Below are 14,921 nucleotides of genomic sequence, written 5' to 3'. Positions count from 1 at the left end.
TTGAATGGTCGACAGCCCGCTCAATCCGGCCAGCGCAGCAGGCCGTCGAACCGATGCCGGCTGCGGCTCTCGAACGGCGTGGCGATGATCTCGTTGGAGGCGCGCGCCTTGTCGAGTTCCTCGGCCAGCCGCCTGGCGACGATCGCCTCCTGTCCGGCATGCAGGTTGCAGGGGTCGAGATAGAAATAGTGATGCTCGACCTCATGGTCGCGCACGATGACTGGCTGGTCACCGCCGGCGAGCGCAGTCGCGAGGTCCCAGGCAGTGATGTGCGCGTCCTCGGCGAGAATATTGACGCGCAGCCGGTCGAGCGGGTTCTTCGTCGGGTCCGGCTCGATCACGGCATGAACGCCGGGGCGGCGGTCGAGGGTTTCCTTCCACAGCCTGAGATAGCCGGTCTCACGCTCGCGGATGCCTGCGTGGTCGCGCTTTTCCCAGGCTTCCAGCGCGGCCATGACGCCATAGACGCTTTCCTTGCCGACCTTCATGCCGCGGCCGACGCCGAGGTTCTGCAGAAAGGCGTGGCGCACCAGCTCCTTCCTGCCGGCGACGATGCCGGAGGTGGGTCCGCCCAGGAATTTGTGGCCGGAGTAGAGAACCAGGTCGGCGCCCTGCGCCAGGAAGATACGCAAATCATATTCGGACGCCGCGTCGACGATGACCGGCACGCCCTCGGCATGCGCGATCTCGACGAACTCGATCAGGTTGAGGAGGCCGTAATCGACCACGTGGTGCGACACGATATAGACGGCGGCCGCCGTCTTATCGGTGATGGCGTTTTCCATGTGGAAGCGGTGCGTCGACGTCGCCTGCCCGATGACGACGGGCTCTGCCCCGGCCAGACGGATCGCCTGGTCGACAGGGGCGCCATAGCTGACGATGTGACCCATCTGGATGATCACTTCGTTCCTCACCGGCGTCTGGTCCGGCAGACGCTCGATTGCCAGCAGATTGTCGCCGGTCATCGCGCCCGCGACCGCAAGCGAAATGCCGGCCGAGCACGACGCCGTCACATAGCCCGCTTCGGCACCGGTCAGCCGGGCGATCACGGCGCTCGCCTTGCGCTGTAGGTCGTTGATCTCGACGAACTGCGGCAAGATCTCGCTCATCGCGGCAATGGCTTCCGGGACGACGATCGACGCGCCAAGGCTGGTCATGGTTCCCGACACATTGATCACCGGTCGCAGGCCGAGTTTGCGGCGAACATCTTCTGTCACTTTTCTTCTCCCATGCAGTGGCAAAGCGCCGGCTTTCAGGTCGACAAGTTATGCCATAATAATGTAATATACTTCCCAGAATTCCCGGGAGCACGCCGTTGGACGCGATATCTCACTCTGCAGAAGCGACCGAAACCGATGCATCGGCGGCGGGAAGCAGTACCAGACGCTCGCGGGTTTCGGGCATCGACCGCGCCTTGCAGGTGATCGACTATCTCTACGAGACCGGCGAGCCGGCGGGCGCCTATGCCATTGCCAAGGCGATCAAGGCACCGTTGTCGACGGTCTACGTGATCATCGACGATCTCGTCGAAAAGAACATGCTGACCCGCAGCCCCGACGGCGCCGTCTGGCTCGGCGCGCGGCTCTACCACTATGGCCTGGCCTATGCGCGCTCGCTCGATTTCATGGGCGTCGCCACCCGGGAAATGCATGATCTGTGCCGCGATGCTGGCGAGACCGTCCAGCTCTGCGGGCGTGATGGCGACTACATGCTGGTGCTCGCCATGGCCGACGGTCCCAGTCCCTTCCAGGTTGCCTCGCGCGTCGGCACGCGGGTGCCGCTGAACTGGACGGCGTCCGGGCGCCTGCTGGTCGGGCATCTGCCGGAGGCCGAGCGCATCGAGCTGTTCAAGCGCTGCGCCCGCATGTCGCCGACCGGTCGCGCCGAGGTCGACGCCACGGCCCTGTCGGTGGCAGCCGGCAAGGCGTTCGAGCAGCGGCTGTCGACGCAGATTGCCGAATCCGACTATGCGGTCGCCTGCATCGCCTCGCCGGTCTGCGACCGCGACGGCAAATGTGTCGCCACTATTTCCATCGTCCTGCCGGAACAGAAGGTGCTGTCCGACGAGAGCCACTACACTGATCGCGTGCGCGCTTCGGCGGCGCGGATCGAGACGTCGATGGGCTGGCGCGACCGCTGACATCGCTCAGTTCCGAAGTGCTACGATAGCTTCGATCTCCACCGTGATGTTGCCGGGCAGAGAACCGAAGCCGACGGCCGAGCGTGCGTGGTGGCCGGCTTCGCCAAAGACCTCGATGAACAAGTCCGAACACCCATTGATGACCTGTGGGTGGTTTTCGAAGTCGGGCACCGCATTGACCATGCCCAACACCTTGACGACGCGCTTGACCCGGGAGAGGTCACCGAGCGCCTCCTTCATGACAGCCAGCAGGTTGATGCCCACCAAGCGTGCGTGCTGATAGGCCAGGCCGACGTCGACGTTGTCGCCGACCTTGCCGGTCCACAGCTTGCCATCCGCCTCGCGCGGCCCCTGCCCTGAGAGGTAGAGCATGTCGCCCTCGCGCACATGGGTAACGAAGTTGGCAACCGGCGGCGGTGGCGGCGGCAGCTCGACACCCAGCATGGCAAGGCGGTCGTCGGGGCTCGCTTCAGCGAGTACGGTCTTTGCTTGGGAGGCGGTCAATTCGGTTCCAGTCTCTGCGGTCATGGTTCAGCGCCACGAATAGCCATGGCTATGGCGCACCAGCTTGCGGGCGCGGGGCACGTATCGGCTGGCGGTAACAGCCTCCGCTCCAATGATTGCGTAGCGCGGTTCGAACAGGCGCTTGAGCCGCGAGATGTCGCCGTTCGAGTCGGTAGCTTCCAGGTCTCCGTCGACGAGATCGAAGATCGTGAAATTGGCGCGCTCTCCGACCGCGATCGACTTCGGCATGTCCAGCTTGATCGCCGAGGCCGGCGCATGGGTGACAGCCTCAACGACCTTGTCGAACGGCATGCCGACCGACAGCAGCTTGGACATGGTGGTCGCGAGGTCCCAGACCGGGAAGTTCATCGAATGGCCGTGCAGATCCGTCGAGATCGAAAACGGCATCAGGCCGCGCTGGATCGCCGCCTCGGCGACCTTGAACGAGAACGACGCACCGCCATGGCCGATGTCGAGCCGCACGCCTTCGCTGGCGCAGCGTTCGGCGAGGTTGAAGAGGTCCTCGTCTTCCATGATGCTCGAACCGGCCTTGCCGTTGAAGCAATGGGTGACGATGTCGCCGGGGCCGAGGATCTCGAGCACCTCGTCGTAAAGCGCCGGCGGCTCGCCAACATGCACCATCATCGGGACTTTCAGGATCTTGGCGATCTTCTTGCCGAGCTTGACCGGGGTCACGCCCCACGAGCCGGTTATGACGTGGCTGGCGCGTACCTTGATGCCGACGATGTGCTCACTGTTGTCGGCATAACATTGCAGGATGCGGTCGAGGTCGATGTCCTTGATGTCGCGCAGTTCCGGCACGCGGTTGCAGGCGACGAGGCCGATGGAGCCGAGATTGAGGAACGCCTTGACGCGTTCGCGCGCGGGTTCGATGATGTATTCGCGAAAGCCGTGGAAGTTGGATTCACCCGCCGAGCCGGCATCGACAAGCGTCGTAACACCGCGTTCGGCGCCGCATTCGGACGGACGTATCGAGATGTCGGTGCCGCCGTACCAGACATGCACATGCAGATCGACCCAGCCTGGCGATATCCACGCACCCTTGGCGTCGATGCGCTCGGTGCCCTCAGGCGCCTGAAGCGCGGAGCCGACGGCGGCGATCGTGCCATCCGCTCCGACGAGAATGTCGGTGGTCCCAGTCGAAGCGCCGCCGCCAAGTGCGATCGGCCTTACATTGGAAATCAGCAGCGGCTTGCCCGTTCCAGCGATTGCCATCCTACATATCCTTTCGCAGTCTCGGGTCGAGCATGTCCCGCAGGCCGTCGCCTACCAGTTGCAGCGACAGCACCGAGAGAATGATGGCGAAGCCGGGGAAGTAGGTCATCCAGTCGGCCTGGCCGATATACTGGCGCCCGGCGGCAATCATCGTCCCCCAGGTTGGAATCTCCGGGCTGACGCCCAGCCCCAGGAACGACAGCCCGGCTTCGGCCAGCATCGCGCTGGCAAACAGGAAGGTTCCCTGCACCAGGATCGGCGACACCAGATTGCGCAACACGTGCCTGGTCATGATGTGGAAGGTCGAGATGCCCATCGACTTCGCCGCCTCGACATAGGGCAGCTCGCGGATGACCAGCGTGGAAGCGCGAACGATGCGCGCCAGCCGCGGCGCGTAGACGATCGACAGCGCCACGATGACGGTGACCAGCGACGGGCCGAGTGCTGCGACCAAGGCGATGGCGAGCAGGATATCTGGAAATGCCATCATCGCATCGATCAGGCGCGCGATTGGCGTATCCAGTGAACGGAAGAAGCCGGCCAAAAGCCCGAGCGTCACGCCGATGACTGCGGAGAGTGCAACAACCGCAGCACCGACCAGCAGCGACAACCGTCCCGCATAGATGGTGCGCGAGAAGACGTCGCGGCCAAACTCGTCGGTGCCGAACCAGAACAGTTCGCTCGGCGGCTTCAGCCGGTTGACGATGGAAAGTTTTGACGGCGAATAAGGCGCGATCCATGGCGCAAGCAGCGCCAGCAGGACAAAGACCACAAGCACGATGACGCCGAAGGCGACTGTCTTGCGCTTCAGCAGCCGACGCAAGAACAGGAACCGCGGCTCGGGCGCCGGCAGGGATGCCGCGTTGACCAGATCTGTCATCAGTAGCGCACCCTTGGATCGACCAGCAGATAAAGCATGTCGATGGCGAAATTGATCAGGACATAGAGCCCGGCAATGACCAGCAGCGCGCCCTGGATGACCGGGTAGTCGCGCCGCAGCACTGCGGAGACCACGAGGTTGCCGACGCCGGGCAGGCCGAAGACCGTTTCGGTGACGACCGCACCGGAGATCAGCACGGCGGCCGTCAGGCCGATGACGGTCAGGATCGGGATCAGCGCGTTCTTGAGTGCATGCTTCAGCACCACGCGCCGCTCGACCACGCCCTTGGCGCGCGCCGTGCGGATGTAGTCGTCGCCGAGAACGTCCAGCATGGAGGCGCGGGTGAAGCGCAGGATTAGCGCCGAGGACACCAGCCCAAGGGCAACCGCAGGCAAGGTGAGATGGTACATCCTGTCGAGGAACGCCGCATCGGGCCCGCCATAACCTGAAACCGGGAACCATTGTTGCCGGACCGCAAAGACCTGCATCAGGATCAGGCCCAACCAGAAGCTCGGAATGCTGGCCGCCAGCATGGCAAGCAGCGTCGAGGCCTGGTCGATGAAGGATCCGCGCCGATAGGCGGCGTAGATGCCGATGGGCAGCGCGATGACGCAGGCGATAAGCAGCGAGAAGACAGTGAGGAAGAAGGTCGGCTCGGCGCGCTCCATCAAGGCAGCCGAAACCGGCATGTTGAGGAAGATCGAGTGACCTAGATCGCCCTTCAAGAGCTGGCCGATGTAGAAGAAGTATTGAACGAAGATCGACTGATCGAGGCCAAGCCGCGTCCTGAGGTCGGTTATATCCTGGGGCGTGGCATCGGGGCCCAGCATGACGGCGGCGGGGTCGCCAGGCGTGACGCGCACGATCACGAAAACGACCGTGACGACGATGAACATCACGACGATCATTCCGGCGATGCGCTGGAGAATGTAGCGTATCATGGCAGTTCCCGTATCCGCGCGGCGTTCGCGGCAATGAGCGGACGCCAGCCGTGCCGGCGCCCGCAATTGTCAGCTTGTTACTTCTTGATCGAAGCGTTCCAGAAGTACGGCCACGGGGCCGGGTCGACGCCTTCAAGCTTGTTGGAAATCGAACCCACGGCATTGAAATTGCCGATCTTGATGAACGGCACGTCGCCGTAAATGACCTTCTGCACGTCGGCCCAGAGCGCCACGCGCTTGGCCGGGTCGACCTCGGCGGTGAAGGCATCGACCGCAGCCTTGCGTTCCGGCGTGTCCCACCAGCCGGGAGCGGTGGTCGACAGCGAACCGATCAGCGCCGGCTCCGGCAGGAACGGGCTGTGGGTGATGTAGATGTCCCACAGGCCCTTCTCGGCGCGGCGCTGGGTCAGTGTCGCCCAATCCACTACTTGCAGGTCGACATTGAAGCCGGCCTGCTTGAGATACTCAGCGGCGACCTGCGCCATCTTGTAGTGGAACTCGTATTGGCGGCTGGTCAGGATGCGGACCGGCTCGCCCTTGTAGCCGGCGGCGGCGGCCGCTGCCTTGGCACCCTCCGGGTCAGCGACGTTGTAGTTGCCCTTAACGCCGGCGTCGGTGCTCCAGGCAAAGTTCGACGGATAGATGCTGCCCTCGAGCGCATAGAAGTCGGTGCTGCCGAAGGCCGCCGCCAGCATGTCTTCCATGCTGAGCGCCTGGCGGATCGCCTTGCGCACCTCGATGTTTTTCGCCGAACCCTCGGCCGTGTTGAAGATGAACACCGGATAGCCGAACGGCTTCAGCAGGATGGGGTGCGTCGCAGTTGCCCCCTTCAACTTGTCGAATGATTCCACCGGCAGGGAGTCGACATAATCATATTGGCCGGAGACGGCGGACTCGACGCGGGTGTTGGCGTCCGGCACCGGCACAAAACGGATCTCGTCGAGATAGGCATGGCGGGCGCCGCCGTAACCGTCGCTGGCTTCGGAGCGCGCCTTGTAGCCGTCGAAGCGCACCAACTGGATGTACTGATCGGCCTTGCGTTCCTTCAGCATGTAGGGGCCGGTGCCGACGAATTCGGTCATCGTATCGGCCTGCTTCTCGGACGGAATGATGATGGCGGCTGAGTTGTTGAAGGCGAGAAGCGAGGTCAGCGGCGCGTAGGGCTGCTTGAGCGCGATGGTGACGGTCGACGGATCGGTCGCGGTGATCGAGGCGATGAAGTTGCCGGCCTGCTTGCCGCGCGAGGCGAGCTTGATCCAGCGGTTCAGCGAGGCGACGACGTCAGCCGAATCCATGTCCGAACCGTCATGGAACTTGATGCCCTGGCGCAGCTTGATGGTCATGGTCTTGCCGTCAGCGCTGATCGCTGGCAGCGCCTCTGCCAGAAGCGGCGTCACGCCCCACTTCTTGTCGAATGTATAGAGCGTCTCGAATATGTGCTGGGTAACGATGCCTACCAGGTCGGCGGTGGACGTCATCGGATCGAGCGTCGGCGGCTCACCAATGGTGGCGACGTTGATCACGCCCCCCTTTTCCTGCGCCATGAGATAGCTTGGCGAGGCCAGCAAAAGCATGGCAGCCAAGGATACAAGTTTCAGCTTCATCGAACGTCCTCCCTCACGTATTCCACAATAATGGAATTTAAGCTGTTATTAGAGAGTACATGACGAGTTTGTGCTGTCAATGGTCGCAGCGAAGACGGTGAAATTTCAACCAAGAATTGCCGAAGCTTCTCCTATCCCGCCCCGCGCAATTTTGTAGCGCCGCAAGTACCGCTCATTCGCACGCACCTATTCCTGCTGGCGTCCGCGATTCCGATCAAACTGCAAGAAAAACCGACACGTCGATAGACATCTGTTCGTCCTTGAACATGTCAGAAATTCTCGCAATGATTGCAGTTTGCGCCCCTATAGTCTTTGAACTTCAGCACTGCCCCCGCCGCGAGATTTTGCATCGCCAATGAAGCGCGCGCGGACGGGTGACGCGCTGCTGTACTTGTTGACAGCGAATGATTTCAGCGGCCAGGCGGTCTGCCTGATCGGCTAACAATCGGTCAGCTGGCCGCCGAGCGCGTCCGGTAGACGTGCGTTGAAGGTGTCTCGTAGACGGCTGGCGATTGGACGCAGCATGTCAGTGGCGACGCCAGCCGAGATGCCAGGGCGGGTCCTGCACGATACTATTCCATGTGAAAACGCATCGCCGCGATGCGGCCGTCGGCTTGCCGGTCGACGGTCCAGTGCATGTGGTAGCGGCCGGTGGCGAGGCGATAGTGGCGGCGGTCGCCGGCGTCTTCGATGAGCTCCATGTTCGCCACGCCGAGATCGGATTCGCTTTCGGCAATCAACTGGTCGAACCACTTGTCGGACCACAACCGCCAGCATTCCTCGCTGAACGCCTCCGATGTGGCGCTGCGTCTTGCAATCGCCTTGATGAGCATCGCGTCGCGGCTCGTGAGCGCCGGTTTGCTGTCAGCGACGGGCTCGTGAGGGGCGACCGCGCCATCGAAGAACCCGGCGACCTTGTGGGCGATGCGCGCGACCTGGGCGGAGTCTATGTTGGCCAGCACCGCCACCGAAAGCCGCTGATCGGGGAAGCGGGCGAGTTCGGCGCGGAACCCGTCCCAGGTGCCGCCATGCCTGATCTTGCGGTGGCCGCGTATCTCGGAATTCTGCCAGCCCAAGCCGTAGCCGTTGATGGCGGGGCGGCCATCCGACGTCAGCGTCGGCTCGAACATCGCGGCAATCGTCTCGGACCGGAACACTCGCGGCCTGTCCAGTTCGATGAACCAGCGGGCGATGTCGCGCGGCGAGAAATAAAGCCCGCCGTCGCCGGTGCGCAGCATGGTCGGTGCTGTCCAGTGGCTATTGCGCAGCGCGCCCGAATGGCGGCTGTAGCCGCTGGCGCGGTTCAGGACGATGTCGTGACTGCTGGCCTCGCGCGCGCTTGCCATGCCTGCGGGCGCAAACAGTCTTTCCCGGAGCGAGGCGTAATAGGGCTTGCCCGTGATGCGCCGGACCACCAGCGACGCGACGATGTAGCTGATGTTGGAATAGAGGTAGCTCTCGCCAGGGGCGAAGGCGAGCGGCGACATGCTGGCGAGCGCCAGCAACTGCTCGTCGCTGTGGTCCTGCCAGAGGTTGACCGGAACGACGTTGTTCTCGATTGGCGCCGGTGCAAAGACATCGGCGAAATTGCCGAAGCCGCTGGTCATCGACAGCAGGTGACGGATGGTCATATCCGCCCAGCTCCTGGGCACCTCGGTCAGGTAGCGGTCCACTGGGTGGTCGATATCGAGCAGTCCGTCCTGCAACAGGATCAGGATGGCAGCGGCAGTGAACATCTTGCCGGTCGAACCCGAGTGGAAAATGGTGTCGGCCGTGGCCGCGACCCTGTGTTCGATATTGGCGAGACCGTAGCCGCCGAGGTGCAGGATCTCTCCGTCCCGGACGATTGTTACCCCTAGCCCGGGGATTTCATGCGCCTCGATTTCGGCATGGAGATATCGTTCCAGCTCGGCGGCCGAGCCGGGTTCCTTCATCACGTCCATAAAGTATCTCTCCAGTGGCAGGGCATGCAGGCAGCGCAGGGGCTTTTCGCCCCCGCCACCTCCCGCTACTGCGCGGGCCTGATGTCAACGATCGAATAGGGCGCCCGGAACGTCTCGGGCGCGATGAGGCGCGTCTTGTTGAAGGCCATTGTCTGCGCCGGTTCGTGAACGGGCGCAGCGACGAAGTTGGCGAGCAGGTGGGCGTGGTACTTGCGGAAGTTCTCCACCCGCTCGTCCCAGGTCTTCGAGCCATACATGGCGAGGTCGTGCAGCTCCTCGGACTTCGGCTCATCCCACATCGACAGGTTCCATGAATCCAACCGCTTGGCGCTGAAGAACCAGTCGAGAATGTCGGCGTTGGTCCATGAATAGGGCTGCAGCACGAGTTCGCGCTCCGGCTTACGGAACTGGTCGCGATAGGTGCCGGCGTCGAAGACCGTGATCTCGATGCCGATACCGACCGCCTTCAGCTGTGCCTGGATGATCTCCGCGGTGCGCCGATATTCGGTGTCGGCCCGGGCCCACAGCTTGACCTGTAACGGCTTGCCGTCCTTGCTGCGGATGCTGTCGGCGCCTAGCGTCCAGCCGGCCTCGTCAAGCAATTTTGCGGACCGGGTCGAGTCGTTGCGGATTTCCGTGGCGGGATCGACCTTCGATTCCGGAAGGCTGCTGACCAAAAGCTGGTGTGCCTCCTTGCCGACGCCGCCATAGACGCTCTTGAGGATCGCGCCCTGGTCGATGGCGAGCGCGATGGCCTGGCGCACGCGGATGTCGGTGAAGGGAGCCGCCCGGGTGTTGATGGCGACGAAGGTGATGCCGTAGCCGGGCAGGTCGCGCATGTCGAGATCGGCTTCGGACCGAAACTGCGGCAGGAAGTCGGTCGGCACGTCGAGCAACATGTCAACCCCGCCCGTCCTGAGTTCGAGGAAGGCGGTGGACGCGTCGGGGATCTCGCGAACCGTCAGGCGCTTGATGTACGGTGCGACCTTGTTCTCGGTCAGAGGGCTGCTCCAGGCATAGTCCTCGTTGGCGACCAGCACCGTCTCCTGCCCGACCACGAAGCTCTCAAGCTTGTAGGGACCGGTTCCCACTGCCTGGATGACACCATAGTCGGTGCCTGCCGCGTCGAACGCCTTGGGGCTGGGGATGCCCATGTTCATCATGGCCAGGTTGAAGATCAGGTTCGGCTCGGGCCGTTTCAGCGCGAAACGCACCATGTGCTCGTCCAGGGCCTCGACCTTGTCGATGGCGTCGACCATGTACTCGTTTTCGGTGCCCCTGAATTTGGGGATCCACCAGACGATAGTCGCGGCGTTGAACGGCTCGCCATCCGTGAAGCTGACACCCTTGCGCAACTTGAAGGTCCAGTTCAGTCCATCCGGGCTGACCTCCCAGGATTCGGCGAGATGGGGATGATAGGATTGGTCGGCAGCCTGCTCGACCAAGCGATCGTAGATCAGGCCGGCGGCCATGTTCAGGGTCACCGCGCGGACCGGGTCGTAGCTGGCGGCTCCTTGTTCCTGGCGGGCAAGCACGACGACGGCCTCTGCTTCGGTTGCCACTGCAGGCGTCAGCGACCCCACCACTGCAACAAGCGAAAACAGCGATGCCGAAGCAAGGAATTCACGGCGGTTCATGTCAAATCCTCCCTGATTTGATGTGCGTTGGTGATGCTGTCCTGGAAAATGCGCGCGTCAGCGCTCCGGTCGGCCGGCGTGGCCGACGAAGTCGCCGTAAAGCTCCGACATGCGATCGAGCCGTGCCTCGACATCGGCGCCGAGCTCGCCGATGACGCCGTTCAGCATGAGGTGGACAAGCGAAAGCATCGGTCCGTTGGTGTCCCAGAAAAGATTGATTTCCGAAGGCAGCGCGAAGACCTCGGACGTGCTGCCATGCGCCCAGTCGCAGAACTGGTCGGTGATGAGCGTAACCGGCACCCCGGCGTCCGTCGCCCGACGGGCCAGGAGGGCGGCCTGGCGCGAATAGCGCCGGGCATCGAACATCACGAGCGCCGTCTTTGCCGGATCGGCCAGCAACACCTCGGAAAAATTGCCGGCGGAATGATCGATGAGCTGCACACCCTCGCGCACATATTGCAGAAGCTGCGCCATGGTGACGGCGATGCCGCGCTCGCTCTGGAAACCGACGATGAAGATGCGCTCACGGGCGGCAAGCCGGTCGACGGCCGCCTTGAACTGCGCTGACCTCGCCAGCTCATAGACCTTGACCAGCGCCGCCATCTCCAGCTCCAGGCTTCTGGCAAGGTCACTGCTGCCCTTCTTGCTGGTCGCCTGGAATTCGCGCAGCCGGTCGCCGATCAGCCACGGGCTGTCGGCAATGTCCGTCTTCAGGTCGGCTTTGAGATCCTTGAAGTGCTGGTAGCCGAGCGAGCGGCAGAAGCGGCCGACCGTCAGTTCGCTGACGCCCACTTTCTCGGCCACGGTCATCGCCGTCTCGAAGGGCAGCTCGCTGAGATTGGCCAGCATGTAGGTCGCGATCGAACGGCCGCCGCGCGAGCCCTTTTGCAGGCTTTCGGTCAGTCGCTGGCGCACTGTTCCCGGCATCGTCTTCTCCTCCTCAGGATCTGGATATGACAGTTTTCTGAAGTTATAGCAAGAATGACAGTTTTACGTCATTACGAAAGCCGGCTGACAAGCCAGCCACGCACTGAGGCAGCACGTCTCGAATTCCGACCTGATGGTGAGTGCTCTGGAGTAGGGCTCGAGCGGGAACAACGTCGACCTAGTGCCGAACCTCGCCTGGACGGTCGAACGGGAGCATGTCACGGCGCCTCGCACGACAGGGCGCGCGATCAAGCCGGGCTACGTCGAAGCGTCTTCAACAACCATCATCGATGAGAACGGGCAACCACGCCTGCGCGACATCGGGCGAAGACATCCAAGCGACTGCAGGCGCAATCCGCGGCGAGGCTAGTCGCCGACATAGCCTGTGATCTTTCCGTGAAGCTCGGAGACCTTGTTCATGCGCCCTTCGACGGTGACGCCGAGTTCATTGAACACCCCGTTGATGAGCAGGTTGCCAAGGCTGGCCATCTGGGCAGTCGATTCCCAGAACATGCCGAACTCGGTGGGCACGACGAACATTTCGTCGACCACGTCACGTCCCCAATCGCAGAAAGCATCCGTGACCAGGGTAATCGGGATCTTCGCCTTCTGCGCTTCCCGCGCCAGGAACAACGTCAGCCGCGAGTAGCGGCGAGCCTCGAACATCACCAGGCAGGTGGATTTGGGCGGGCTCAGCAGGATTTCGCTGAAGTTGCCGCCGGCAACGTCAGCCATCTGAACACCGGGCCGAAGGTACTGCATCTGGTTGGCAAAATACTGCGCGATGCCTCGCTCGGTCTGGAACCCCGCGACAAACATCTGGGGCGTGCTTGCCAGGCGCTTGACCGCGCGGTGCCACTCCTTCGTGTTCGCGATCTCGTAGATCCTCAGGAGAGCTGCGATCTCCAGTTCCAGGCTGCGCGCCAAAGCGTCGCCGTTCTGGCTGCGATCGCGAAATTCCTTCAGCCGGTCACCCGCCAGCCAGGGCTGGGTTCCGATGTTGTCCCTGAGGTCCTCCTTCAGGTCCTTGAAACGCGCATAGCCCAACGCGCGGCAAAATCGCCCGACAGTCGGCTCGCTGACGCCGACCTTGCTGGCCAGGGTCGCAGATGTCTCGAAAGGCACCCCGCTCAAATTTGCCAGCATGTAGTTGGCGAGCGCTTTCTCCGCATTGGTGGCGGTGTTCAAGCGTTCAACGAGCCGGCGGCGGACCGATTCAGTCATTCTGGCTTCCCTGCCTGGGGTTCGACATTCTGCAAGATTTATATCACAGACACGATTGACGTTTGTTTTTTTTCACAATAGCGTTGCCCTACCCCGTTGAGGAGCGAGGGAAGAAAAACACTGCCTGATTTACGGCAGGAGCCAGATCCACCAGCAACCAAGACAAATAGAGCGCAGCATGGATAGGTCATCTGACCATCCATTGTCGTGAGTTATTTCTGTACCAAAAAATAAGCTGCCTCGGCAGCACGGCTGGCTTTTGGTATTTTACCAAGGGGAGGATAACCATGAATCGACGTAGGTTTCTTGTATCGGCATCTGTGCTCACCTTGGCCGCAAGCCTCGGCCTGGCTGCCAGGGATGCGGCGGCTGCGGCAGACACCGAGGCCGTATTTGCGCTCGCCAGTTCCGAGATCGGCGCCGCGTCGCAGGATCCCATCCGAGCCACCTTGCTGAGTACGGTCGTGATGCTGATCTACGACCGGCTGATCGAGCAGGATGTCGACCAGTCCTATCATCCCCACCTTGCGGAATCCTGGGAAACCAGCGCGGATGGCATGAGCTGGACCTTCAAACTGCGGCAAGGCGTGCGCTTCCATGATGGCGAACCCTTCAATGCGGCGACCATAGCGTGGTGGATCCCCAAGTTCAAAGGCACCCCCAACGAGTACCTGGTCGACGCGATCGATCGCGTCGAGGCGGTGGACGAACATTCCTTCCGGTTCGTCATGAAGCGGGCGGACCCCAACCTGATCTTCAATCTGGCGTCCGCCTTCATGGGCATTCCCTCGCCGAAGGCCTACGACGAAGCCGGCGATAGCTACGGCGTGGCGGTGGCGGTCGGCACCGGCCCCTACAAGCTCGAGAGCTTTGCCGTTGGCCAGGAGGCCATACTGGTCGCCAACGAAGACTATGCCTGGGGATGCGACCTCTCCGAGAACAAGGCGGCCCCGCACATCAAGCGGCTTACGATGCGCGAAATCCCCGACGCGTCCACGGCCTTCCTGGAGCTGAAGACCGGCGGCGTCGGCATGCTTCTCGGCGTGCCCAGCCAGTTCCTGCCGCAACTCGAGGCGGACCAGAACGTTGGCTTCCGCACCCTGCCCGGCATGGGCGTGACGTATCTCGCCTTCAACACCCGCACCGAACCGTTCGGCGACATTTCCGTACGCCAGGCAACCGCCCTGGCGGTCGACCAGGGCGCCATCCACAAGAGCGTCTTCAACGGCGTCGGCCTGGAAGCGCATCAGTTCCTGATCAGCTCGCTGCCGGAATCGAAAATCGATCCCAAGTTGGAGATCCGCCATGACCTCGGCAAGGCCAACGAACTGCTGGACAAGGCAGGGTGGCTGCGGGGAGGCGACGGCATCCGGGCCAAGGATGGCAAGCCGCTGAAGATCAAGTTGACCGCCCAGTCGGAAACGGCATTCAAGCGCACGGCCGAGATCGTCCAGGCCCAGCTCAAGGCGGTGGGCATGGACGTCGAGATTGTCATCTTCGACAGCACCACCGTCGTCGACCAACTCAAAAAGGGCCTGCACCAGCTGGCGGTGCGTCATTACGACTGGAACAACGCCGACATTCTCGACTGGTTCTACAGCGCCAAGAACATCCCCTATCCGAACTCCTCGGGTTGGCAGGACGAAAAATCACAAGAGCTTCACGACATCGCCATGCAGCAGTCGAAGACGCCGGAAGAGCGCGTGGTCAACTTCAGGAAGTATCACGAGAACCTGGTCGGCAACTTCCTGTTCGCACCGATCCATGAGCCGGTGCAAAACTACGCCTTCAACAAGACGCTGCTCGATGTGCCGGAAAAGTTGCGCGGCACGCAGCTCGTGCAGGCGACCGTCGTCGACATCAAGGTCGTCGGCTAACAGTTCGG

The 14,921-nt window shown here is 62.4% G+C and carries 12 protein-coding genes; 2 read left to right on the top strand and 10 right to left on the bottom strand.

Going from position 1 to position 14,921, the window contains the following annotated elements; all coding sequences use genetic code 11:
- Window positions 1-20: 20 nt before the first annotated feature.
- Window positions 21-1,217 carry an aminotransferase class V-fold PLP-dependent enzyme gene (locus AB4136_RS02770; RefSeq protein WP_137900320.1) on the bottom strand — a complete coding sequence of 399 codons (1,197 nt, stop codon included), beginning with the start codon at window positions 1,215-1,217 and terminating at the stop codon, window positions 21-23.
- 98 nt (window positions 1,218-1,315) lie between these two features.
- Between AB4136_RS02770 and AB4136_RS02765 the strand changes: the two genes are divergently transcribed.
- Entirely contained in the window at window positions 1,316-2,140 is an 825-nt protein-coding gene (locus AB4136_RS02765) for an IclR family transcriptional regulator (protein WP_441930217.1), read from the top strand.
- A 6-nt stretch (window positions 2,141-2,146) separates the two neighbouring features.
- On the opposite strand, the gene AB4136_RS02760 is transcribed toward AB4136_RS02765, so the two are convergent.
- From AB4136_RS02760 to AB4136_RS02720, 9 genes are all read right to left on the bottom strand, one after another.
- Complete coding sequence (locus tag AB4136_RS02760; protein ID WP_051504808.1) at window positions 2,147-2,584, bottom strand: RidA family protein; 438 nt, start codon at window positions 2,582-2,584, stop codon at window positions 2,147-2,149.
- Between the two features lie 87 nt (window positions 2,585-2,671).
- Window positions 2,672-3,880, bottom strand: coding sequence for an amidohydrolase/deacetylase family metallohydrolase (locus AB4136_RS02755; protein WP_024924409.1), 1,209 nt, complete (start codon window positions 3,878-3,880; stop codon window positions 2,672-2,674).
- Between the two features lies 1 nt (window position 3,881).
- Window positions 3,882-4,760: an ABC transporter permease gene (locus tag AB4136_RS02750; protein WP_024924410.1), complete on the bottom strand. Its 879-nt coding sequence runs from the start codon at window positions 4,758-4,760 to the stop codon at window positions 3,882-3,884.
- On the bottom strand, window positions 4,760-5,701 hold the full coding sequence (locus tag AB4136_RS02745) for an ABC transporter permease (protein ID WP_024924411.1): 942 nt from the start codon (window positions 5,699-5,701) through the stop codon (window positions 4,760-4,762). Before AB4136_RS02745 ends, AB4136_RS02750 begins: the two co-directional genes overlap by 1 nt.
- A 77-nt stretch (window positions 5,702-5,778) precedes the next feature.
- Window positions 5,779-7,305: an ABC transporter substrate-binding protein gene (locus tag AB4136_RS02740; protein WP_024924412.1), complete on the bottom strand. Its 1,527-nt coding sequence runs from the start codon at window positions 7,303-7,305 to the stop codon at window positions 5,779-5,781.
- A gap of 572 nt (window positions 7,306-7,877) precedes the next feature.
- Complete coding sequence (locus tag AB4136_RS02735; RefSeq protein WP_024924413.1) at window positions 7,878-9,248, bottom strand: serine hydrolase domain-containing protein; 1,371 nt, start codon at window positions 9,246-9,248, stop codon at window positions 7,878-7,880.
- Between the two features lie 65 nt (window positions 9,249-9,313).
- On the bottom strand, window positions 9,314-10,885 hold the full coding sequence (locus AB4136_RS02730; protein ID WP_024927259.1) for an ABC transporter substrate-binding protein: 1,572 nt from the start codon (window positions 10,883-10,885) through the stop codon (window positions 9,314-9,316).
- Window positions 10,886-10,942: 57 nt separating this feature from the next.
- Window positions 10,943-11,812, bottom strand: a complete 870-nt coding sequence (locus AB4136_RS02725; RefSeq protein ID WP_024927188.1) for a MurR/RpiR family transcriptional regulator — start codon at window positions 11,810-11,812, stop codon at window positions 10,943-10,945.
- A gap of 366 nt (window positions 11,813-12,178) precedes the next feature.
- The gene (locus AB4136_RS02720; RefSeq protein WP_244437901.1) at window positions 12,179-13,000 is read right to left on the bottom strand and encodes a MurR/RpiR family transcriptional regulator; all 822 of its coding nucleotides are present in this window, start codon (window positions 12,998-13,000) and stop codon (window positions 12,179-12,181) included.
- Window positions 13,001-13,323: 323 nt separating this feature from the next.
- On the opposite strand from AB4136_RS02720, the gene AB4136_RS02715 reads away from it, so the two are divergent.
- Window positions 13,324-14,913, top strand: coding sequence for an ABC transporter substrate-binding protein (locus tag AB4136_RS02715; protein ID WP_137900322.1), 1,590 nt, complete (start codon window positions 13,324-13,326; stop codon window positions 14,911-14,913).
- Window positions 14,914-14,921 lie beyond the last annotated feature (8 nt).

The sequence above is a fragment of the Mesorhizobium sp. 2RAF21 genome (assembly GCF_052115345.1).
GTDB lineage: Bacteria > Pseudomonadota > Alphaproteobacteria > Rhizobiales > Rhizobiaceae > Mesorhizobium > Mesorhizobium terrae.
This window is presented reverse-complemented; position numbering and strand designations above follow the sequence as displayed.

Bases quoted from the DNA above. Each gene is read 5' to 3' on its own strand.
- AB4136_RS02760 (WP_051504808.1), bottom strand. From the start codon at position 2,584: ATGCTGGGTGTCGAGCTGCCGCCGCCACCGCCGCCGGTTGCCAACTTC.
- AB4136_RS02755 (WP_024924409.1), bottom strand. From the start codon at position 3,880: ATGGCAATCGCTGGAACGGGCAAGCCGCTGCTGATTTCCAATGTAAGG.
- AB4136_RS02750 (WP_024924410.1), bottom strand. From the start codon at position 4,760: ATGACAGATCTGGTCAACGCGGCATCCCTGCCGGCGCCCGAGCCGCGG.
- AB4136_RS02745 (WP_024924411.1), bottom strand. From the start codon at position 5,701: ATGATACGCTACATTCTCCAGCGCATCGCCGGAATGATCGTCGTGATG.
- AB4136_RS02740 (WP_024924412.1), bottom strand. From the start codon at position 7,305: ATGAAGCTGAAACTTGTATCCTTGGCTGCCATGCTTTTGCTGGCCTCG.
- AB4136_RS02735 (WP_024924413.1), bottom strand. From the start codon at position 9,248: ATGGACGTGATGAAGGAACCCGGCTCGGCCGCCGAGCTGGAACGATAT.
- AB4136_RS02730 (WP_024927259.1), bottom strand. From the start codon at position 10,885: ATGAACCGCCGTGAATTCCTTGCTTCGGCATCGCTGTTTTCGCTTGTT.
- AB4136_RS02725 (WP_024927188.1), bottom strand. From the start codon at position 11,812: ATGCCGGGAACAGTGCGCCAGCGACTGACCGAAAGCCTGCAAAAGGGC.
- AB4136_RS02715 (WP_137900322.1), top strand. From the start codon at position 13,324: ATGAATCGACGTAGGTTTCTTGTATCGGCATCTGTGCTCACCTTGGCC.